This is a genomic window from Haloarcula sp. H-hyl6 (assembly GCF_056934455.1).
The window spans coordinates 389,854-410,395 of record NZ_JBRIIK010000002.1 but is presented as its reverse complement, the minus strand read 5'-3'; the positions used below and the strand labels follow the sequence as shown (position 1 = coordinate 410,395).

The 20,542-nt window shown below is 61.4% G+C and carries 25 protein-coding genes; 10 read left to right on the top strand and 15 right to left on the bottom strand.

Going from position 1 to position 20,542, the window contains the following annotated elements; all coding sequences use genetic code 11:
• Positions 1-112: 112 nt before the first annotated feature.
• The 3 genes from Hhyl6_RS15520 to Hhyl6_RS15510 are packed head-to-tail and all read right to left on the bottom strand — an operon-like array spanning position 113 to position 2,382.
• Positions 113-703 (bottom strand): thioredoxin family protein, encoded by a 591-nt coding sequence (locus Hhyl6_RS15520; protein ID WP_483740161.1) that lies wholly within the window; start codon positions 701-703, stop codon positions 113-115.
• A gap of 44 nt (positions 704-747) precedes the next feature.
• Positions 748-1,992 carry an MFS transporter gene (locus Hhyl6_RS15515; protein ID WP_483740160.1) on the bottom strand — a complete coding sequence of 415 codons (1,245 nt, stop codon included), beginning with the start codon at positions 1,990-1,992 and terminating at the stop codon, positions 748-750.
• Positions 1,993-2,049: 57 nt separating this feature from the next.
• Positions 2,050-2,382 carry a hypothetical protein gene (locus Hhyl6_RS15510; RefSeq protein WP_483740159.1) on the bottom strand — a complete coding sequence of 111 codons (333 nt, stop codon included), beginning with the start codon at positions 2,380-2,382 and terminating at the stop codon, positions 2,050-2,052.
• A 124-nt stretch (positions 2,383-2,506) separates the two neighbouring features.
• On the opposite strand from Hhyl6_RS15510, the gene Hhyl6_RS15505 reads away from it, so the two are divergent.
• The 5 genes from Hhyl6_RS15505 to Hhyl6_RS15485 all read left to right on the top strand — a co-directional run bounded on the left by Hhyl6_RS15505 (position 2,507) and on the right by Hhyl6_RS15485 (position 10,265).
• Positions 2,507-3,001, top strand: coding sequence for an Lrp/AsnC family transcriptional regulator (locus tag Hhyl6_RS15505; RefSeq protein WP_483740158.1), 495 nt, complete (start codon positions 2,507-2,509; stop codon positions 2,999-3,001).
• Positions 2,998-4,143 (top strand): pyridoxal phosphate-dependent aminotransferase, encoded by a 1,146-nt coding sequence (locus tag Hhyl6_RS15500; protein WP_483740157.1) that lies wholly within the window; start codon positions 2,998-3,000, stop codon positions 4,141-4,143. Before Hhyl6_RS15505 ends, Hhyl6_RS15500 begins: the two co-directional genes overlap by 4 nt.
• 186 nt (positions 4,144-4,329) lie before the next feature.
• Positions 4,330-6,849, top strand: a complete 2,520-nt coding sequence (locus tag Hhyl6_RS15495) for a type II/IV secretion system ATPase subunit (RefSeq protein ID WP_483740156.1) — start codon at positions 4,330-4,332, stop codon at positions 6,847-6,849.
• Positions 6,846-8,885, top strand: coding sequence for a type II secretion system F family protein (locus Hhyl6_RS15490; protein WP_483740155.1), 2,040 nt, complete (start codon positions 6,846-6,848; stop codon positions 8,883-8,885). The genes Hhyl6_RS15495 and Hhyl6_RS15490 overlap by 4 nt, the downstream gene beginning before the upstream one ends.
• Before the next feature lie 213 nt (positions 8,886-9,098).
• Positions 9,099-10,265 carry an MBL fold metallo-hydrolase gene (locus tag Hhyl6_RS15485; protein WP_483740154.1) on the top strand — a complete coding sequence of 389 codons (1,167 nt, stop codon included), beginning with the start codon at positions 9,099-9,101 and terminating at the stop codon, positions 10,263-10,265.
• Between the two features lie 510 nt (positions 10,266-10,775).
• Here the strand turns inward: Hhyl6_RS15485 and Hhyl6_RS15480 are convergent.
• Both Hhyl6_RS15480 and Hhyl6_RS15475 read right to left on the bottom strand, forming a co-directional pair.
• On the bottom strand, positions 10,776-11,786 hold the full coding sequence (locus tag Hhyl6_RS15480) for a tyrosine-type recombinase/integrase (protein ID WP_483740153.1): 1,011 nt from the start codon (positions 11,784-11,786) through the stop codon (positions 10,776-10,778).
• Positions 11,779-12,096 carry a hypothetical protein gene (locus tag Hhyl6_RS15475; RefSeq protein ID WP_483740152.1) on the bottom strand — a complete coding sequence of 106 codons (318 nt, stop codon included), beginning with the start codon at positions 12,094-12,096 and terminating at the stop codon, positions 11,779-11,781. Before Hhyl6_RS15475 ends, Hhyl6_RS15480 begins: the two co-directional genes overlap by 8 nt.
• A gap of 407 nt (positions 12,097-12,503) precedes the next feature.
• Between Hhyl6_RS15475 and Hhyl6_RS15470 the strand changes: the two genes are divergently transcribed.
• From Hhyl6_RS15470 to Hhyl6_RS15450, 5 genes are read left to right on the top strand one after another with little or no spacing between them, the layout of a single operon-like run.
• Positions 12,504-12,821 (top strand): MarR family transcriptional regulator, encoded by a 318-nt coding sequence (locus Hhyl6_RS15470; protein WP_483740151.1) that lies wholly within the window; start codon positions 12,504-12,506, stop codon positions 12,819-12,821.
• Between the two features lie 3 nt (positions 12,822-12,824).
• Complete coding sequence (locus Hhyl6_RS15465; RefSeq protein WP_483740150.1) at positions 12,825-13,169, top strand: hypothetical protein; 345 nt, start codon at positions 12,825-12,827, stop codon at positions 13,167-13,169.
• 27 nt (positions 13,170-13,196) lie between these two features.
• On the top strand, positions 13,197-14,195 hold the full coding sequence (locus Hhyl6_RS15460; RefSeq protein WP_483740149.1) for a hypothetical protein: 999 nt from the start codon (positions 13,197-13,199) through the stop codon (positions 14,193-14,195).
• Between the two features lie 48 nt (positions 14,196-14,243).
• Positions 14,244-14,471 carry a hypothetical protein gene (locus Hhyl6_RS15455; RefSeq protein WP_483740148.1) on the top strand — a complete coding sequence of 76 codons (228 nt, stop codon included), beginning with the start codon at positions 14,244-14,246 and terminating at the stop codon, positions 14,469-14,471.
• Positions 14,472-14,480: 9 nt separating this feature from the next.
• Positions 14,481-15,110 carry a hypothetical protein gene (locus Hhyl6_RS15450; RefSeq protein ID WP_483740147.1) on the top strand — a complete coding sequence of 210 codons (630 nt, stop codon included), beginning with the start codon at positions 14,481-14,483 and terminating at the stop codon, positions 15,108-15,110.
• 1 nt (position 15,111) lies between these two features.
• On the opposite strand, the gene Hhyl6_RS15445 is transcribed toward Hhyl6_RS15450, so the two are convergent.
• The 10 genes from Hhyl6_RS15445 to Hhyl6_RS15400 all read right to left on the bottom strand — a co-directional run bounded on the left by Hhyl6_RS15445 (position 15,112) and on the right by Hhyl6_RS15400 (position 20,474).
• Positions 15,112-15,771 (bottom strand): site-specific integrase, encoded by a 660-nt coding sequence (locus Hhyl6_RS15445; RefSeq protein ID WP_483740146.1) that lies wholly within the window; start codon positions 15,769-15,771, stop codon positions 15,112-15,114.
• Between the two features lie 174 nt (positions 15,772-15,945).
• Entirely contained in the window at positions 15,946-16,257 is a 312-nt protein-coding gene (locus tag Hhyl6_RS15440; protein WP_483740145.1) for a hypothetical protein, read from the bottom strand.
• A gap of 113 nt (positions 16,258-16,370) precedes the next feature.
• Entirely contained in the window at positions 16,371-17,045 is a 675-nt protein-coding gene (locus Hhyl6_RS15435) for a hypothetical protein (protein ID WP_483740144.1), read from the bottom strand.
• Between the two features lie 105 nt (positions 17,046-17,150).
• Positions 17,151-17,582, bottom strand: a complete 432-nt coding sequence (locus tag Hhyl6_RS15430; RefSeq protein ID WP_483740143.1) for a hypothetical protein — start codon at positions 17,580-17,582, stop codon at positions 17,151-17,153.
• On the bottom strand, positions 17,582-17,884 hold the full coding sequence (locus tag Hhyl6_RS15425; RefSeq protein ID WP_483740142.1) for a hypothetical protein: 303 nt from the start codon (positions 17,882-17,884) through the stop codon (positions 17,582-17,584). The genes Hhyl6_RS15430 and Hhyl6_RS15425 overlap by 1 nt, the downstream gene beginning before the upstream one ends.
• A gap of 2 nt (positions 17,885-17,886) precedes the next feature.
• Positions 17,887-18,846: a hypothetical protein gene (locus Hhyl6_RS15420; protein ID WP_483740141.1), complete on the bottom strand. Its 960-nt coding sequence runs from the start codon at positions 18,844-18,846 to the stop codon at positions 17,887-17,889.
• Between the two features lies 1 nt (position 18,847).
• Positions 18,848-19,102: a hypothetical protein gene (locus tag Hhyl6_RS15415; RefSeq protein WP_483740140.1), complete on the bottom strand. Its 255-nt coding sequence runs from the start codon at positions 19,100-19,102 to the stop codon at positions 18,848-18,850.
• Entirely contained in the window at positions 19,102-19,725 is a 624-nt protein-coding gene (locus Hhyl6_RS15410) for a hypothetical protein (RefSeq protein ID WP_483740139.1), read from the bottom strand. Before Hhyl6_RS15410 ends, Hhyl6_RS15415 begins: the two co-directional genes overlap by 1 nt.
• The gene (locus tag Hhyl6_RS15405; RefSeq protein WP_483740138.1) at positions 19,726-20,118 is read right to left on the bottom strand and encodes a hypothetical protein; all 393 of its coding nucleotides are present in this window, start codon (positions 20,116-20,118) and stop codon (positions 19,726-19,728) included. It abuts the gene before it with no gap.
• On the bottom strand, positions 20,115-20,474 hold the full coding sequence (locus Hhyl6_RS15400) for a hypothetical protein (protein ID WP_483740137.1): 360 nt from the start codon (positions 20,472-20,474) through the stop codon (positions 20,115-20,117). Before Hhyl6_RS15400 ends, Hhyl6_RS15405 begins: the two co-directional genes overlap by 4 nt.
• Between the last annotated feature and the right edge of the window lie 68 nt (positions 20,475-20,542).

The window sequence follows — 20,542 nt, the reverse complement described above, 5'->3', positions numbered from 1 at the left end:
GCGATTCCGGCCGTGACCCGAGTGACGGACGCGAGCGACTCGGGACACGCCGGGGTCCGAATCGTAACCCACTCGGCAGAAGCGGTTCGTCGCGGTTCCCTCAGCTGAGGTGTCAGACGTCCCAGTAGTCCGGTTCGTTACCCTTTCGCCACTTGATGGAACAGCCACGGGAGGGCTTCTCGGCGGCCGTTACCTCGTCACCCGCGAGCAACGCCTCGACGTGGCGTGCCATCTCCCGGTCGCTCGGGTCGTCGTCGGGGTTCGGCGCGTCGTCCAGACGGCCGTGGTAGGCCAGTCGGAAGGTCCCCCCGTCGTTCCGGAACAGGAACGGGTCGGGGGTACAGCGGGCCCCGTACGCCGCCGCGACGGACTGCCCTTCGTCTCGGAGGTACGCGTCGTAGGCCACCTCGCCGCCCTCGACGAGTTCCCGCATCCGGTCGAAGGAGTCGTCGGGGTAGGCTCCCTCGTCGTTCGGGTTGATACCCACGACGGCGAGGTCGTCGTACTCCTCGGCGAGGCGGTTCAACTCCGGAATCTTCGCCTTCGCGTAGGGGCAGTGGTTGCAGGTGAACACCACGAGGAGCGCGTCGTACTCGGCGAAGTCGTCGAGCGCGTACGTCGCCCCGTCGGTGCCGGGCAGTTCGAACGACGGGGCGGCGTCACCCCGTTCGAGGACGTCGGACTCGGAGTCGAGCGAAACCATTGTGAGCGGAGCTACGTGGTCGGTCGGTAAAAACGCACGGCAGGTCAGTCGCCGGGTTGGGGGCGCTGTCGGCCGCTCTCGCCGCCGACGGCGAGCACGAGTGCCGTCAGTCCGATAGCGAGGACGCCGATACCGGCGACGGCCCAGAACGCCGCCGCGACGCCGGCCCGTTCGACGAGGACGGCCAGTACAGGTGGAGCGACGGCCGCGCCCCCCGAGATGCCGATGGTGAGCAGGCCGAAGTTCTTGCCCGCCGAGTCCGCCGACGAGAGGGCGTCGGCCAGCGACGCCCGCGCGGGTCGGCTTCCGTCCACCGTCGCCGAGAGGACGAGGACGAGCGCCAGCGCACCGAGCACCGGGAGCGACCCGAGTGCGAGCAAGCCGGCGACGACCACCAATGCGGCGTAGCCGCCGACCAGCACCGGGGCCGGCGCGTAGCGGTCGGTGAGCCACCCGCCGGCGAAGATGAGTATCGCACCGGTGACGAGCATCGCCGAGACGGCGAAGTTCGCGGTGGCGTCGGGAATCGGGTAGCCCGACGAGAGGAGCGTCGCCGTATACTGCTTGATGCCCCACCCAGCCATCGACGTGACGAACCAGAGGACGGTGAGCGCGACGATGGGCGGCGAGGCGACGACGCTCCGGAGTTCGCTTCGGACTCTGTCGAGGAGCGGGCCCTCCACGGGTCCGTCGGTAGTCGTCGGGTGCGTGACGGACTCGTCCACGTAGCGGTCGAACGCGAGGAGACAGGCGACGCCGTAGACGGCACCGACGGCGGCGATAGCGCCGACGGCGACGCGCCAGTCCACGCCGAGCGTGCTCGCCGTGGCGACGATGGCCGGCGGCGCGGCGAACCCGAGCGCCCCAGTGAAGCCGTGGACGCTGTACGCACGCCCCCGCGTGTCCGCCGTCGTCGCCGCGCCGATGAGCGGGTAGTGGGCCGGGTGGTGGCCGGCAATGCCGACGCCGACGACGACGCTCGCGACGAGTAGCCACTCGTAGCTCTGTGCGGTGGCAGTGAGAACCGCACCGAGTGCGCCGAACGTGAGCGAGATAGCCAGCACCGACGTCCGACTGCGCGAGTCCGACAGCGACCCGAACGGCAACTGCAACGCCGTGACGACGACGCCGACGGTGCCGAGCGCGATGCCCAGTTGGGCGTCGGTCACCCCGAGGTCGGCCTTCAACGGGCCGAAAATCGGCGGCAGCAGCATGAAGTAGGCGTGGTTGACCAGATGGGACCCGCCGACGAGGCCGACGACGAGCCGTGACTGTGTGTCAGAGACCACGATACGCCGAGTCGACGGTCCGTCGCAAAGAACGGTGCGGTTCGGTCGCCCGTCCCCTCACTCCGTGTCCTCCAACCGGTCGGCGATGGCGGCGTCGAACGCCGCCGCGGTGCGGTAGACGTCCGTCTCGGTGGCGACGGCGAACTCGACTTCCTCGCCCTCGGCCTCGTGTCTCTCCAGAAATCCCATCTCGACGAGGTGGTCGAGCGTCCCGTCGAGGTAGAGCGTCTTCAGGGCGACGCCCGTCTCCTCGCTGAGTTCCGTCTTCGTGTACGTCGCATCCGCGTCCAGTCGGAGGAGCGTGTCGATGATTGCCGGCGCGCCGTCGTGCGACGCGACGTGGTCCCACCCCGTCTCCCCTGTCTCCGCGCTCGCGGCGTCCTCGAACATCACCCGACCCGAAGTACCACACCCTTTTAAAACTCGTGACGGTTTCGACCGGCGACCCGGAACGGCGTGCCAACCCCTCTCACCATTGAGCAAGGCTTTTGTCCGCGACCGTCCGCCCCTGTGTATGAGCAGTCGCCGCGAGATTCTGAACCTGCTACGGGAGAACGCCCGCTACACCACGGAGGACCTCGCCCACATGACCGGGTTCTCCGAGAGCGAGGTGGAGACCATCGTCGAAGAGTTCGAGGAGGCCGGTGTCATCTGTGGCTATCAGGCCGTCGTCGACTGGAGCGCCGTCGACACCGACGAGGAGCGAGTGCGCGCGACGGTCGAACTCAACGTCGCCCTGGACCGCGAGACCAACTACAGCGACATCGCCGACCGCGTCGCGAAGTTCCCCGAGGTCACGTCGCTCCGTCTCGTCAGCGGCGACTACGACTTCGACCTCGAAGTCGAGGGCGACTCCATGCGGGAGGTGTCGCACTTCATCAGCGACAAGATAGCGCCCATCCCCGAAATCACCCAGACGGTGACCCACTACATCATGGAGTCCTACAAAGAACAGGGGATGACCTTCGACGACCACGACGACGACGATAGACTCTCCGTCTCGCCATGACGTTCGAACCAGCAGACCGAGTCGACGCGGTGCCACCGTCGGGTATCCGCCGGTTCTTCGAGTTGGCCGAGGAGATGGACGACATCATCTCGCTGGGCGTCGGGGAACCCGACTTCTCCGCGCCGTGGGCCGCCCGCGAGGCCGCCATCACGTCGCTCGAACGGGGCCAGACGTCCTACACCGCCAACCGCGGCAAGCGCGAACTCCGCGAGCGCATCGCCGGGTACGAGGCCGAACGCCACGACCTGACATACGACCCCGACGAGGAGATTCTCGTCACCGCCGGCGCGAGCGAGGGCCTCGATTTGGCGTTCCGGGCGCTGTTGAACCCCGGCGACAGCGTCGCCGTCGTCCAGCCGTGTTACGTCTCCTACGTCCCCGGCGCGACGTTCGCGGGTGTCGACGTCGTCGACGTGCCGACCCGCGTCGAGGACGAGTTCAAACTCACCCGCGAGGTGTTGGAGGAGTCCGGTGCCGCCGACGCCGACGCCCTCGTGTACTGCTACCCGAACAACCCGACGGGGGCGACGATGACCGGCGACGAACTCGCCGAGGTGGCGGCGTTCTGCCGCGAGAACGACCTCGTGGTGTTCGCCGACGAAATCTACGCGGACCTCACCTACGAACACGACCACACGTCCATCGCGACGCTCCCCGGGATGCGCGAGCGGACCGTCGTGTTCAACGGGTTCTCCAAGGCGTTCGCGATGACCGGGTTCCGCCTCGGCTACGCGATGGGGCCGCCAGAGGCCATCACAGCGATGAACCGCGTCCACCAGTACGCGATGCTGTCGGCGCCGACCACCGCCCAGCACGCGGCCATCGAGGCGCTGGAGTCCTGCTGGGAGGACGTCGAGGACATGACCTCGCAGTACGACCGCCGACGGAACTACGTCCTCTCCCGACTGGACGGGATGGGACTGGACTGCTTCCCCGCGGCCGGGGCGTTCTACGCCTTCCCCGAGTGCCCGTGGGACGACGCCAACGAGTTCGCCGAGGCGCTGCTTCAGTCCGAGGGCGTCGCCGTGGTGCCGGGCACCGCTTTCGGCGAGGGCGGGGACGGTCACCTCCGACTCTCGTACGCGACTGGCTTAGACGACCTCAAAGAGGCCATGAACCGCATGGAGTCGTTCGTCCGATAGCGACCGGACGGACGTCACCGCTTCTTTCCCCGCTCCAGTTATCAACCGTAATAGGCGTGCCGAAAGTTTAAGTATAGCTCCTGCTGTAGCAGGGGCAAACTGTGCTGCACAGTGGCACCGTCTGGGGAATCGCGGGTCAGTTCACCGGCAAAAAGTTTTTTCACGCAAACCAGCAGATGAAACACAATGGCAATTGATGACACGGGGGCGGGGTCAGAGTCGGTCGGCGAGGGGGGTCCACAGGCCGGCCGACCGGCCGCAGTGGGAGAGTACACGTGGGACGACCTGCGGCGGGAGTTCCACGACGGGGGGCGCTTCGACCGAAGTGAGTATCTCGGGTTCGAGCCACACCAACTCGCGGACAAACTGGAGGCGGCGGCGAGTGCGGCCCTCACGCTGAACGGCCCGTTCGAGGAGTACGTCGACCCGACGACGACGCCGGTGACGAAGGACGTCTACACGTGGGAACACTTCAAGCAGGAGTACTACTACGAAGACGGCGACCTACCTCGGACCGACGAGGGCGAGGTGGTCCCGTTCGACGCCGAGGAGCACCTCGGCTTCGACCCCGACCACACCGAGAACCGTCTGTCGCGGGCCGAAGACCTCGCCGCTGAACTCGACGAGTTCGTCGACGAGAACACCGTCGACGTCAACCCCGACCTCGACGAGGACGCCTTCTTCTCGACGCGGACCGGTCACACCACCGTCGTCAACCGCTACGACTTGGAGAAGGCCGTCCCGCCGAACAAGAAGACCCACTTCAAGGAACTGGAGCGCTACTGGGTCAACAAGCCGTACGCCTGCGTCGTCATCTTCCACTCCCGAAAGGAGAACGAGAAGAAGTACTACGTCGTCGAACCGTACCTGAACGCCATCGAGGGCGACCTGCAGGAGTTCCTCTCCGGGAAACTCAAGACGGCCATCAAGTACTCCGAGGACGAGGTCATCGTGCAGGGGTCGGACGCCGACCGGGCGTCGGTCATCCAGCGAGAGGCCGAGCAACTCCTCTCCCGGTACGACCTCTACGACGGGTCGGTCGGCGGTGGTGGCGACGGCATCCTCGACCAAGTGAAGGCGATGCTGGACATCGGCGACCAGACCGACGACGAGGAGGAGCCAGGCCAACTCGACGGCATCTCCACCCGACCGGAACCCGCCATCATCGAGGACGACCCGTCGACGCTGAACGAGTACCAGGTCGAGAAACTGCTGTACATGCTCAAGCGGGACTTCATCGGCTACGCCCGCATCGACCCGGTGAAACACGACATCAACGTCGAGGACATCTCCTGTGACGGGTACAACTCCCGGGTGTTCGTCTACCACACCGACTACGAACAGATAATCAGCAACGTCGAACACGGCCAGACCGAACTCGACGACTTCGTGGTGAAACTCGCCCAGCGGTCGGGGAAGGGCATCTCGAAGCGGCAACCGCAGGTCGACGCGACGCTACCCGACGGCTCTCGTGCGCAGTTGACGCTGGGACGGGAAGTGTCCGACCACGGGACGAACTACACCATCCGGCAGTTCAAGGACGTTCCGTTCACCCCCATCGACCTCATCAACTGGAACACGTTCTCGCTGGACGAGATGGCCTTCCTCTGGCTCTGCATCGAGAACAACAAGAGCCTCATCTTCGCCGGCGGTACCGCCTCGGGGAAGACCACGAGTCTGAACGCCGTCTCGCTGTTCATCCCCTCGAACTCCAAAATCGTCTCCATCGAGGACACCCGTGAGGTCGAACTCCCTCAGCGCAACTGGGTCGCCAGCGTCACCCGCCCCTCCTTCGGGGAGGACGACAAGGGTGACGTAGACGAGTTCGACCTGCTGGAGGCCGCACTCCGACAGCGCCCCGACTACATCGTCATGGGCGAGATTCGTGGCGAGGAGGGTCGGACGCTGTTTCAGGTCATGTCGACGGGTCACACCACCTACACCACCTTCCACGCCGACTCCGTCGGCGAGGTCATCAAGCGGTTCACGACCGAACCAATCAACGTCTCGAAGACGCTCTTTACGGCGCTGGACTTGGTCTCGATTCAGACCCAGACCCGCGTCGACGGCAACAAGGTCCGCCGGAACAAGTCGCTGACCGAAATCAACGAATACTCCGCCGAGAACGACGAAATCAACGTCCGGGACGTCTACGAGTGGCGGGCCGAGACGGACGAGTACATCCAGATGGGCAACTCCAACACGCTGGAGGAAATCAAGTTCGACCGCGGGTGGACCCAGGAGAAACTCGACGAGGAACTGTTCAAGCGCAAGGTCGTCCTCGCGTACCTCATCGAACGGGGGCTGAACACCTACACGCAGGTCGCCGCGACGATTCAGGCGTTCATCAACGACCCCGAGACCATCCTCACGCTCATCGCCAACGACCAGCTAGAGCGGTCGCTGGAGGACCTGCGCGAGATGGAGTCGGTCAAAATCAACATCGAACCGGAGAAAGAGGAGATGGTGCCGCGGCCGGAGGCCCCGCCGGAGATGGTCGAGGAGACTAAGGAGATACTCGACAACGCCGGTCGGCTGTTCGACCAGTTCACGAGCGGAGACACGACGGAAATCGTGTCTGCGCTCATGGAGGGAACCGGGCTGGAAGAAGCGGACGACGCCGAGGACGACGAAGACGAGGACGAGGACACCGGCGGGTTCGGCCAGTTCGTCCCGAAGGCGGGCAAGGAGGCAGATAGCGGATGAGCCTCGACACGACGGGCCAGCAACAACTCGGGAGCGGCGGCACCCTCGGCGACGCCTTCTACCCCGCCTACCAGACGCTGTTCGACGAAGATGGGGACTTCGTCGACAGCGTGGAGGGGAAACTCGCGGAGGCTCGGATGGCCGACAACGTGGAGATGTTCCTCGCGCGGGCGCTGGCCGTGGGCGTCATCGCCGGCCTCGCCCTCTGGCTCGTCGGGACTCTGCTGGGGTATCTGCTCGTCAGCGTCCTCTTTGCCGGCACGGAGGGACCGACGTTCATCGGCGTCGTCATCCAGAACGAGGCGCTGTTGGCCGTCATCGACGCGCTGAAACTCCCCTTTCTGGTGCTGGTCACGGGCGTCGTGTTCGGGGCCATAGGTTTCGGCATCGGCTTCGGGTCGCTCGTCTCGATACCGTACTTCCGGGCCAGCGCTCGGGAACGCGAAATCAACATCCTCCTCTCGGACGCCATCTCGTTCATGTACGCCCTCTCGGTGGGCGGGCTGAACCAACTCGAAATCCTACAGGCCATGGGGAAGGCCGAGGACACCTACGGGGAGGCGGCGAAGGAGTTCCAGTCCATCGTTCTGGAGACGGAGTACTTCGACACGGACTACCGGACGGCGGTGCGCAATCAGGCGCTGGAGACGCCATCGGACGAGCTGTCGCAGTTCCTCACCGACATGCTCTCCATCATCAACTCGGGGGGTGACATGACCTCCTTCCTCGAAGACCAGAAGGAGAAGCACATGCGGACGGCCCGGCAGGAACAGGAGAAGATGCTGGAGACGCTGGAGCTGTTCGGCGAGATGTACATGACCCTCTCGCTGTTCCCCCTCTTGCTCATCATCATCCTCGTCATCATGTCGATGATGGGCAACGCCCAGCAGATGCTCATCTACGGCACCGTCTACGGCCTCATCCCGCTGACCGGGATGGCGTTTCTGGTGCTCGTCTCGACGGTCACGCAGGACGCCGTCGGCGACGGCTACCTCCGCCCGAACGCCGGCGAGGAACAGGTCGTCGTCGACGAGGGCATCGGCGTGTTCAACCTCGGCCTCGTCGAGCAGTACACCGGGAGCTACGGCGTCTTCGACCGGGTCAAGAGCCGAGAGGGGACTTACGAACTCCTCCAGATTCTGAAGAAACCCCACCTGTTCTTCCGCGACCACCCGCTGCTCGTGTTGGGGCTGACGGTCCCGCTCTCCATCCTCGCGCTCGTCACCGCCGTCGTCCTCGGGCAGGCCCCACTCACGCTCGAAGGGATGATTAACAGGCCGGTTCCGGGGACGTTCTTCTGGGTGTACGTCCCGATGTACATCAACTTCGTCCCGCTGGCGGTGTTCTACGAGTGGAACCAGCGCTCCCGGAAGGCCATCATCGGCAACCTCTCGGACAACCTCCGGAAACTCGCCTCGGCCAACGACACCGGGATGACCCTGCTGGAGTCCATCAAAGTCGTCTCCGAGACGTCGGCCGGGAAGCTCTCCGACGAGTTCGAGACGATGCACGCGAAGGTCAACTACGGGACGAGCCTCAAGAACGCCCTCCGGGAGTTCAACAACAAGTACCACGTCCCGCGGCTGGCGCGAACGGTGAAGCTCATCGCCGAGGCGCAGGAGGCGTCCAGCCAGATTCAGGACGTCCTCTCGACGGCCGCCCAAGCCTCCGAGAATCAGGACGACATCGAGCGCGAACGGAAGTCCCGCACCCGGATGCAGATGGTCATCATCATCATGACCTACCTCACCCTGCTGGGTGTGATGGCCCTGCTTAAAACGCAGTTCCTCGACGTGATGTCCGGGTTGGCGACGCAAGCTTCCGGGGCCGACGCCGGCGGGGCCCCCGGCGGCGGGTTCGGCGGGAGCGTTGACGTCGACCTCCTGTCGATGCTGTTCTTCCACGCCGTCACCCTGCAGGCGTTGCTCTCCTCGTTCATCGCGGGTTACATCCGCGAGGTGAGCCTCATGGCGGGGGTGAAGTTCGCCGTCGTCCTCTCGACGATTGCCCTCACCGTGTGGATGGCCGTCGGGTAACCGCGCCGATTCTCTCTGACGGCGCTGGACACCTGCTCTCGCCGTCGTCCGTCCCGAAGTAATCTGGGGGAACCCGCCGAGTAGGCAGGACGCGGACGGCCCCGTTCCTGACCGTCTGAGAAGTGCCGAATGGTCGGCCGAAACACCGCCACGCGGGGCGTACACAGTATCTCGGTCATAACTTTGCGCGGTTCGAGCGTGCTAAATGGTACCATGAGAGAGCCCGGGCGACCGTTCGACCCCGATGTATCACGCCGGAACTACCTCGCCGCCGGCGCGGCGGGGCTACTCGGACTGACCGGCCTGCGTGGCTCGGCGTCCAGCGAGGCGCTATCGAATCAGACGGCGGCGCTCGCGGCCCAGCAGTCGACGCCCGAAGACCCCGAGATACCCGAGAAGGGGTATCTGGTGGCGGAACTGGGCGACGGCATCTACTGGATTACCGAGGGCGTCTACCAGATGCTGTTCCTCACGACGGGCGACGGCGTCGTCGTGGTCGACGCGCCGCCGACCATCGGGCAGAACATCCTCGACGCAATCGAGGAGGTGACCGACGAACCGATAACCCACGTCGTCTACACTCACTACCACGCGGACCACATCGGCGCCGCGACGCTGTACCCCGACGACGCCGAGTACGTCGCCCACGTCGAGACGGCCACCTTCCTCGACCGATTCGACGACGAGAACCGCCCGTCGCCGACCACCGTGTTCGGTTCGACGGCGACGACGCCCGGAGACGACGAACGACAAACGGAGTCCGGCACGCCCGCGACTGGGACGCCAACGACCACACCCACCGGCCGCGAGCGCCGCCACGTCGCCGGCGACAGCTACACCCTCGCGGTCGGCGACCAGCGCCTCGAACTGGCCCACCGCGGCCCCAACCACTCCGTCGACAACATCTTCGTGTACGCGCCCGACCACCGGGTCCTCACGTTCGTGGACGTCGTGTTCCCGGGCTGGATTCCCTTCCAGAACCTCGCCGAGACGGCAGACGTCCACGGCTTCATCAGGGCACACGACCAGATTCTCGACTACGACTTCGACACGCTCGTCGCGGGCCACCTGACTCGTCTCGGAACCCCCGAGGACGTCCGGACCCAGCGAGCGTTCGTCAGGGACCTCGAAGCCAACGCCCGGGAGGTCATCGCCACCGTCGACTTCGGAGAGGTCGTCCAAGCACGCCAGCCGACGAACCTCTGGGAGACGTTCGCCGCTTACCTCGACGAGACGTCCCGCGTCACCGCGGAAGCCACGCTGGAGACGTGGGGGAACGACCGCCTCCGCGGCGCCGACGTGTTCATGCGGAGTCAGGCGGCGACGATGGTCGAAGCTCTCCGTATCGACTTCGGCGTGCTCGGCCCGTTCGGCCTCTGAGCGGCCGTCGGAGTCTGTGCCGCACCGCCGAACGAGTTGGTTCTCCAACCACTAACCGCCGATTATTGCTCTCGTAGGCACCCTTGACGGACAGAACGGTGATTTAGGCCGTCCATAGCAATGTGGGTGTTCCGTCTACAGCCGAGTATGTCAGACTTGCTTCTAGCCGGCGTCTTCCTCTGGCTACTTGGGTTGACGCTCGTCTGTCTGTTCCTCTACGGCGTCGGCGAAAACGACCGGGAACTCCGGGCCGACGTTTGAGACGACCGGGAGCGCCGTCTCATCCAGTGTCCGCGGTTTGGCACCGAGAGAGCCGTACAGAGTGCGACGAACGTCGACGAAGAGGGGGTCCGACAGTGGTTCTCACTGCGCTCGACACACCGACAGTTACTCCCTGTAAAACGAGTGAAAACGAAGTGGACTCGCCGGGATGCGGACGTTCTGAAAACCGCGCAGTCCGGCGTTCCGTCGGTTGTTCCTCTGGCTCTCGTGATGGTGGCGTTGGTGGCGTCATAGGTCCTCCAGTAGATCGCGCCGCAGTTCCATACGCTCTCGCTCGGTGCGTCGGTCGTAGTGCTGTTCCAGCACGTCCCGAGAAACGTTGCTCCGGTCCCCGACGACTTCCTCGGGCGTCCCCTCTCGAAGCATCCGGGTGAGCGCCCCGCGACGAATCCCGTGCGGCGAGTGCGAACTCGGGCACTCGCTGGCGTGTCTCGCCGTCATGTAGTCGCAAGTCTTCGGATCCTCGTCGTGCGGACACTCGCCCACCATGCACGGGCGGGTCCACTTGTAGACCGTCGTGCGGATGGACGACTCTGCGAGACGCCCCTGATTCGAGGAAATCAGCGGTTCGCGGCCGTGCGAGTCCTCGGACGGAATCCGGTTGTGCTCGATGTAGTCACCGAGGATACGGGCGTAGTCCTCGCCGACGGCGATCACTCGCTCGGCGGCCTTCCGGTTCTTCAGCGGCGTCCCCGTTTCCGGTCGGTGGCGTATCCGAAGACACGGGGTGTCGAGGTCGACGTCGTCGAGGTCCAGCGCCCGGAGCGTCCCGAGACGAATCCCCGTGTGCCACAGAATCGCCACGATGACGTGGTCACGGCTGGCGTACTCGAAGCGGTTCAGGTGCTCAAGTATCTCCTGCGCTCGTCCGGTTTCGAGTTTCACGTCCTTGGACTGCTCACCACGGTCCACCTCCGGCAGTACGACCTTCTCACGAAGGCCCTGCTCGACGCCGTCGACGGACGCACAGAACCCCAAGAACACCCGTAGCGTGGCGAGGTTCGTCCGCAGGGTCATCGTCGAGATATCTTGCCGACTCCGCCACGTACGGAACCTGTGCAGGTCCCGCCCGGAGAGGTTGTTCAGGTTCTCGATGCCGCGCTCCTCGCAGAACTCGAGGAACACGTCGAGCCGGTACTTGTGGTTGTGCAGGGACTTCTCGCTCAATTCCGGCTCGCGGTGGTGAAGGTACATCTCCACCGCCTCGAAGGGTGTGAGCGGTTCGAGGTTGTCAGTCATCGGCGACCACGGCCATACCGGCCGACTCGTCGGCGGTCGCCTGCTCGCGGCGGTCGTCGTCCGCCACCCGGCGCTTCAGCCCCTCCTCACGAGTGCCGTACGTCTCCGTACGCACCTCTCGGATAGCCTGTACGCGGAACGGCGGTAGCTTCACGCAGTGACCGGACCACTCGGTCACGCGCGTCCAGCCGCCATCGAGGCGCTGGTAGTTGGCGACGTATACCGGCCCTTGCCCTTCGACCTGCACCAACGCAGGCGTGTACTGCGGATTCTGCGGCAGGTCCTCGGGGTCGACGGCGTCGCGGGTCATGGGCCGTCCTCCGCGTCGTCACTCTTTTGCTCGCCGGTGCCGTCGTCCGATTCGGGGGCCTGTGAGCTACTGGACATAGTTTAGGCGGCCCCCTCATCGACATTCTCGTGATTCTCGTCGACGCACAGCACCGTCTCTGGGCACTCGAATGGTGAGTCCGTCGCCTGTCGGATGACGTGGCGAACGTACTCTGAGTACCCCATATCGTGCTTCTCTGCTTCTCTCTGTATGTCTTGGTCCATCTCTAGCGGCATCGAGATGGAAACCGACAGGCTTCTTTGAGCCATTGCGTTGGTAACCAATTAACCACTGAGTATTATAGTTTACAACGAGTGCCAGAACACCCGTTGAACAATTGAGCATCCAATCGGCACTATGATAGCCACGAGGTTTGATAATTAATCAAGATGCGATACTCCGGCGACTGGATGGTGCTCGCAGATGACCGGATTCTCGAATATATCCGCGAGAAGGGGTCTGGTCGTCCAAAAGAGATGGTTGACAGCGGCTATGTCCGTTACACCCGCTCATACATCTCGCAGCGATGCAAGAAGATGGTCGAGCATGGCCTCCTACTCGACTTGGGGAACGGTGTCTACACCATCACCGAGCGGGGAGAGAGGTATCTCGACGGCGAGATAGACACTTCTGAAGATGCGCCTGACGAGGTGGAACCTATCTTCGACGAAGAGCAGAACGCCGGTGAGAATCACGAGCAGGCCTGAATCATGATCGGGAGAAAGTCGGCGTACTGGATGGAACAGTTGGACGAGCGAATCATGGAATTCATCCGCTCCGAGGGGTGGGCGTCACCACGCCTTCTGGAGGGTGAACGCGGCTTCAGCGCCTCCGAGGGCCGTATCCGCGAGCGGTGTATGTGCCTGCACTACGCCGGCTTCATCGAGCCAATCCACGGCGACATGTATGACCTGACGAGCGAGGGCATTCTGTACCTCAAGGGCGACCTCGACGCCGAGCACTATCCCGAGCCGACGCCGAGCAAGGTGTTCAAGGATCGGTTCGCTACGCCGTCGGACTGGGCGCACGCTGAAGTGAAGCCGTACTGGCCGTGATCTTTTGTTCTAATTGATCTAACAAACATGGACGGCAACTCCGGTTCAGATTCTGAATATAAGCTTGATGACGATAAATTCTATAATTTACTCGAATGTAGAATTAGAATTTATGAAAATCTTGCAAGCGATGCATTGGAGATCTTAAGTATACAGTTATTCATACTTCCGCTGGCGGTCTCTCTAATGTCACTAGTGTTGGAGATATTTTCAGATTCGAATCAAGGAAGTCCCATTAGTGCACTTGCAGCCGCCTACAGTTCAGATGCTAGAACTTTCACAAATATAATCGGACTAGCACTAGCGGCGATAGGTTTGGCAATTATATCATACTATTTGGCGCGAAGAAAGGCCAATCGACTTCCTGCCCTCGCGGCAGAGAGAGAACTAGAAAAGCAGACTCAGGACACGGTACCCGAGACCGTTGGAAAATACGTTATTGATAGGGGTTTGGTAGATAGTCTCCAATCTGTTAGTATAGATGCGTCAGTCGATGAAAAGCTCCTATCTCAGTATGAAGATGAAAATGCGACAGAAGAGATGGTCAGAGGATTACTGTTTTTATCTATTTTAGCCACTATTAGCTCGGTTGGGTGGGCAATCGTTGTACTATTCGATGAGTTTTTGCCCATTGTGACTATTGGGTTTGTTATATTAACTACGTTTGCTCTAATATTGTATTACTTCCTATCGTATCAAATCAGTTTCCTAGTACTGGAAGAAATTGTCTCGGCTTTGTTGAGAATAACTGCAATCATTATGGAAGTGATCGTACATAAAACCAAGAATGGGTTATATAGAACCGGAAAATTGCTCAAGAACGGGCTATCTAGAACCAGCGATTTGCTCATAGAATCGGCATCTAGATCAGGAATAATTGCCTTATCGACATATTTCATTTCGATGTTAATATCAACAATGTTCCTCAGCTTAACGAATACACAGATGGCAATCGCAACGATATCAGCTTTGTTTACAGGAATTCTCGGAGTGCTATTACTAGTAATCGAGATCGTACGGCAATGAATTATACGTTTGGCAACTTTGATTACTAATGCCTAATTCATCTGTCGTATGGCAATTACGTGTGCGAGATGTGATGAAACGGCAGAGGAGGGGACTCAAAAATGTCCCCGGTGCGACTACAGACCCCAGAAATCGATGCAAGTTACTGGTGCAATTATTTTCGTCATAGGTCTGGTAACGTCTATTGTTATCGTTGGTATCCCGATTGCACTATTTGGCGCTTACAGAGTTTTCAAAGGCTCTAACCTGACAATAGAATCAGAATACGGTGTTTGAAATCAGTTAATGACAGAACAGTCTGATTTCAATAGCAAAAGAAACGACCCACAAGCACAGGCGATCGTACGAGAGATAGAACGGTTTGTCCATACTTTCGAGGAGCGTGCTGGAAGTCACGCAGCAGAGGTCATTCTAGACAATAAAACCCTGTATGGACAAGAAATAAATCAAGAACCAGAACGGTTTATCGAGGAGACACTTATCGAACCAATCGCCAATGTTCTGAACCTGAACCTGCGCTTTCGTCCGAAAGGATTTGCTGGATTGGGTGGTCGTATCCCGGATTTCACCGCTCTAAGTCTTGATGTTGAGAATTTCGGTGAAGTGAAAACACCCGGAGGAATCACGCAGGCTCGTAAAGAATCAGTTGAATATCTCAACATGGCGACAGAGCGTCCTATAATCGGGATAGCAACCGACGGGTTTACTTGGATTCTCTATACCGCTGGTGAGGGCGAGGCACCAACGTACACGAGCCATGAGAGACTGTATACAATCATCCGAAAAGTTCGAATGGAACAAGCACATGAGCGTGCTGACAGACGAAACCGGCCGGCATTACGGGAGGAAGCCTACGGACTGGCTTCAGAGTTCTCGAAACGCGCAATTGAGACCAAAGTAGAGTCTCTTAGATAATTCAGTTCATTGAGCAGGGTGCTGTCGATGCTCGAAGTGTACCGGGATGCACAACCTCCGTCTCCTCGTCGCCGCCCTCGAGGAAGTCGACCTTCCCACGCTCCCGCCGAATCGCCTCTGGACTGAACTCGCCAAGATAGTGCTTTCTGAACGTGTCCCAGTCCTCCCACCCGCCGAAGGACATCACAACCGACGGAATCACACCCTGCTCAAGTAGATACGTGCCCCACGTTCGTCGGAGGTCGTGGACGTCGAGGTACTGCCAACCCCGATCGCCCGTCTCTTCCTCCAGGGCGTCGGCCGCCCGCCGGACCCAGCGGTAGACGGTCGACCCTGCCACGTCCAGCAGCGGCTCGTCGTCGTCCTGCTGGTACGCCAGCGTCTCAGCGATGGTCACAACCTCCTTCGGGACCGGCGGCTCTCGGTACTTGTCTCGCTTCGCGTAGCTCTCCCAGACTCGGATATGGTCGCCGGTTGGCCCGTCGACGAGGTCCTGCGGACACACCTTGATGATTTCCGAGCGACGTAGTCCGACCCGACCGCCGAGCAGGAAGGACAGTCGCTGGTGTGGCGTCTCGGCCTGCTCGATGAATCGCTTCAGTTCGTCGTCGGACAGCCACACCCGCTTACCGTCGTCGTTGTCGTAGTCCTTCAGCCTCATGCACTCGTTCCCCAGTTCTATTGCAAAACATCTAGTTTTTTCGGTGAACTCGGGGGTCAGGAGGGGTTAAATCGAGCGAGATTGCACCAGAATGCCGGATTCTCGGGCAACATCAAGTACGACCCCGAGTTACGTATTGGTGCCAGCCGAGATACTAACTTGGTCGGCAACCAGCTACTGAGAGTATCCCTTTCCATCTTCATTCAGAACGTGGTCGTCAGGATAATGAACTGAAATGAACTCTTGAATTCGAGCACCCTGCTCTTCTACATCTAAATCTGAGGAGATCGTGTCATAGTGAACCCAGCAATCCTCACGTGGAGAAAATAGTACGAGATGATCTTGCCCGTCGTCATGTACCATTATCCCCGAAACCCGACCGTCACCACAGGGGGCACCAATGACACTGTGGAATCCCGGGTTCTGTTCCTTGAGCTTATCAAATTCTCTTTCTTCCAGCCTTCTTTCTGGCAAACTCTCCAGCATATCTATACACGATTACACGGTGGAATATTAATTTGATGTCGTTCTGATGGTTGCATCAGAGTGCCGAGTTCTCGGGCACTGGATACTCAATTTTCGAAGAGCGGACATCAAACTCAATCTGGATCTGGGTAAAATGTCCTGACAAATTCAAAGAGCCCAAACATAGATGTAGCGACAGTCAAGGAAGCAAGTAAACTTTGAAACGTTATTCCAGCGACGATACCCGAGAGGAGACATATCGAAAATAACAGCCAGAATCGTTCTTTCGTTTCGGAGGTGAATAACTGAGCCAAAGGAGTATACTCCGGTGGTCTGTCAAGCACCATCAGTGAACGGAGTAATTCCTCCTCATTACGTACTCTGCCACTATCCCAACCAGTGAATGTGACAAATATATACAGAGATACTGCGAATACCCAAGCATAGGGCTTCAACATACTCTCTGGTAGATCCAAAAAGTTAGCTGATATAAAACCTACAGTCCAGATAGCGGCCGTGGTTATACCAACTATTTTGATTATCGACATCCTCTTTTTGTACAAAGACTCGCTCGGAATTCTGTTTGGAGCAAATGTTCTTGCAATACCGTACACTAATACAAAAACTCCCGATAAAGATATGAATAAAAATACAATTCCAAACCATGCTGGTAGAAATAAACCGGAGAGAATTATTCCATCCACTAATAGATGTTGTGCCAATAAAAAATACAGCACTGAGACTAATAATAACATCATATTTTCACGCCTGAACCCGATTTTATCAAAGAATAATTCCCGAATAGACATTTTCTGAAGTTTGTAACTGGTATTGAATATAACTGGCGACTATTCAGAAGTATACTAATAGGTAAAATGAATCAGAGTCTGTAGCGTGAGAAGGCGCTCAGAAAGTTAGAGAGCGCCGACGACCGCGCCGAAGATGTCGACCACCGCCGCCCGCCCGCCGGCCTTCCAGAGCGCGTCAATCGGCGTCGGCCAGCCCATCGCGTGCTGCACGACGTCGTCGGCGGCACCGAGTCCCAGCAGGATGACCGCGACCCGATGCCGCCGGGGCCAGAACTCCGACCACGCCGGCCGGAGGGGCGCGAGTATCACCAGCGCGTTGGCGACGAGCGACAGCGTGGCGCCGATGACCGGATACCGCGCCCACACCAGCCCGAACGACGCGAGGCCGCCGAGGATGCCGCATAGCACCAGCCACGGTTCGCGGTCGCGGTGGTCGTCCCAGACGATGAGCAACGGGACGAGCGCCGCCAGCAGGAACGTCATGTAGTGGTGGGGTAGCGCCGCGTTGCCGTCCGGCACGACGTGATACGGCCACATCACGACTGCGTGCCCTCCCCGCCGGCCTCACTCTCGACCGGCGCCGCGTCGGGGTCGGTCTGCTTCTCGCTACCGTCCTCGTCGACACGGCCGGGGCCGTAGACTGCCCGGCGCATCCCCGTCTCGGCGTCCATGCCCGGCGGTGCCTTGTACGGGAGCTTCGAGGCGACGACTCGGCCGAAGCCCTCCACCCGCTCGATGCCGTAGCGGGTCGGGACTGCCAACCCTCCGAAGAAGAACAGGAGGGCGATTGCTGCGGTCTGTGCGTCAGGGGTCGGAATCGAAGCGATTGCTGCTTGCATGGTTAGATGGTGTGAGGGTGAGGGTACGGTGCGACAACGTGCAGGTCCACGCTCCCATCTTGCAGAGAACCGGGGTCGCTGATGCTCCACGACTTGATGGGGAGCGGGCCGAAGCTGTGCGTCGTCGTCTCGCCGTTGTCGTACGTGAACGTCGTCGTAGCGCCGTCTTTCGCCGTCACAGTCACGTCGCAGGCGACGTATCCCGAGCGGTGGGTGGCGGTGATGGACATAGCCGTTCCCCAGTACGTCCCGGTATCTGCCTCACCGAGATGGCCCTCCCAGTCGTACGCGCTCGTCTGCGTTGAGCCGGGCCGGGTGTGGTGTGCCCCGGAGTCGCCCGCATGGTTCGAGAGCGCCGTTGCCGCCCCTGTCTGGTCGTCCGTGACGTTGTGCGGGTTGCTCGTGTCGCCAGCGTGGCCGTCTAACTCGCTCTGCGTCGCCGGGTCAAACGACAGTTCACCAGTCCCTATCGAGTTGCCTGCGACGGCGAGAGCGCCGTTCACGAGCGTCAGAGCGTTGCCGATAGACAGACCGAGGCCCTGTGTTCCGTCCTCCGTGAGCGGGTTCGAGACCGTGACGGGCTTGTGGTGGTCTGCCGCCGACACGTCGCTGATGTTGTCGTGCGAGATAGCCGACTCGTCTACCGCGAGGTCGTCGTTCGCGTCGACGATGAGCGCGTTGGCGATGGAAAGAGCGAGACCCTGCGTCCCGTCCTCAGTGAGTGGCGCCGTCACGGTGACGGGCTGGTGGTGGTCGCCGGGTGCGACGCTCTCCAACTGGTCGTGCGAGACGTAGCCGGTCGCTTCCCACGCGCCGTTGGCGCCGTCGTAGACCTTCACCTCACCCGTCCCGTCAGCACCACCGTCGGTGTCGAACCATAGTTCGGCGTTCTCGGGATTCGCGGGTTCAGCGGCCTGCACGTAGTCGAATCCGCCGCCCGAGTTGGCGGTAAGTCCGGCCATGCTATTGGCCCTCCTCCTCGTCGGCGTCGACGGTCTGTACGGCGCCGAGTATCTCCTGCTCGATGCGCCCGAGGCGCGGCAACACGCCGCGCAGATGCGTGTCTCTGCCCGTGAGCATCTGTCTGTTGCGCTTGCTCCGCTGGCTGTTGGTCGATACCTGCCGCTTGATGGACCGGAGAACGCCCGCACCGTACGTCGCGGCCGCCGCCGTGATGATGGCCGCCGCCTGCACGATATAGCTGGTGAGCGGGTCCATCACCGCCCACCTCCCGCGAGAGACGCCCCGAGTTGTGCGTACGGCGAGAGAACCCACAGCACGACCAGCAGCCCGAGAGCGCCGATACCGAGCTTTACCTGACGCTCGCTCACGTCGCCGGGCAGCAGGTCAGGCACGCCGCCGCCGCCCTCGCTACCGTCGTTGCTGTCGTCCGGGCCGGGGTCGGTGGTGATGCCACGGTCAGCATCGCCGTCGGGCAGGCTGTCGGTGCCGTCCTCGACGGCGAGACTCTTCGGCTGGGACGTGTCGGTACCGTTGTCGCCACGAACGACGACCTCGGCAGTCACGGTGTAGTCTCCCGCTGGCAGCGACGGATTGAACTCCGCTATCGCGTTGGCCTGTCCCATCAGCGACGGGCGATTGACCGGCACACACAGCGGTTCAGTCATCTCTCTGACGACGCCGCCCGCCGGGTTGCGGATGGTGAGCGTCACGTCGGTCATGTGGCCGCTGTTGACCGCACCGGAGTCGGGGCAGACGACTGGCCCCCAGCCGACCGGGCCGACCGTTTCGAGGTTGTTGATGCCCACCTCGATGGGGAAGGGCTGGTGCGCGGCCTGCTCGTCCCGATAATCCACGAATCGGACGCGAATGTCAGCCATCTACTGCGCCCCCTCCATGACGACCGCCACGCCGTCCCCGGCGGTGTTCGTCTTGATGTGCAGCGGCGCCGTCGACGCGCCCGACCACTCGAAGACGTGGCCGGTGTCGGTGAGCGGCACGGGTTGCTCGTTGGCGTCCCCCAGGTACACGTCCCCGGCGTTGCCCGGCAGGTAGACGATGAGCGCCGTCACACCGTCGGGGATGGCGTAGTCCGGTAGTTGCTCGGGCGTCGTGCCGCCCGTCCGGTACGTCTCGATGGTCGCGCCGGACGGGTTCGAGACGGCGTCTCGAATCTCCTCCTGCCGGTTCTCGTTGGCCGGAGGAACCTTATCGCCGTTGCCGTCCTGTACCTTGAGCATCTGGTTCACGTCGGCGTTGGAGTAGAGCGTCACTCCGCCACCTCCCAGCCAACCGGCTGCACCGAATACTCCCGCGTGGTGCTGCTGCTGAGGTTTCTCACGTAGACGGTGAGCGACGAGCGGAACTCCTTTGCGGGCATCCAGACCGGCGAGAGGTCGTCTATGTCCGTCGGCGGGATGGGTGCCGGTCCGTAGATGCGCTGGCCGTCGGCCCACACCTCGTAGGAGGATTCCGGGTGCTTCGAGATAGCGAGGATGGGAAGCCGGAACTGGCTCACCTGCTGCACGGGACTGAACGTCACCGTCAGCACCTCGCCCCCGTCGAGCGTCCGGGTCACGGGGTCGTTGAACGGCACGTCATCGGGCGCCGGGGCGGGCACGACCGTCACGACGGCCCCACCTCCTCGATGCGCCGACGCTCTCGTTCGCGTTCCTCCTCGTCCATCTGGTCGACGTC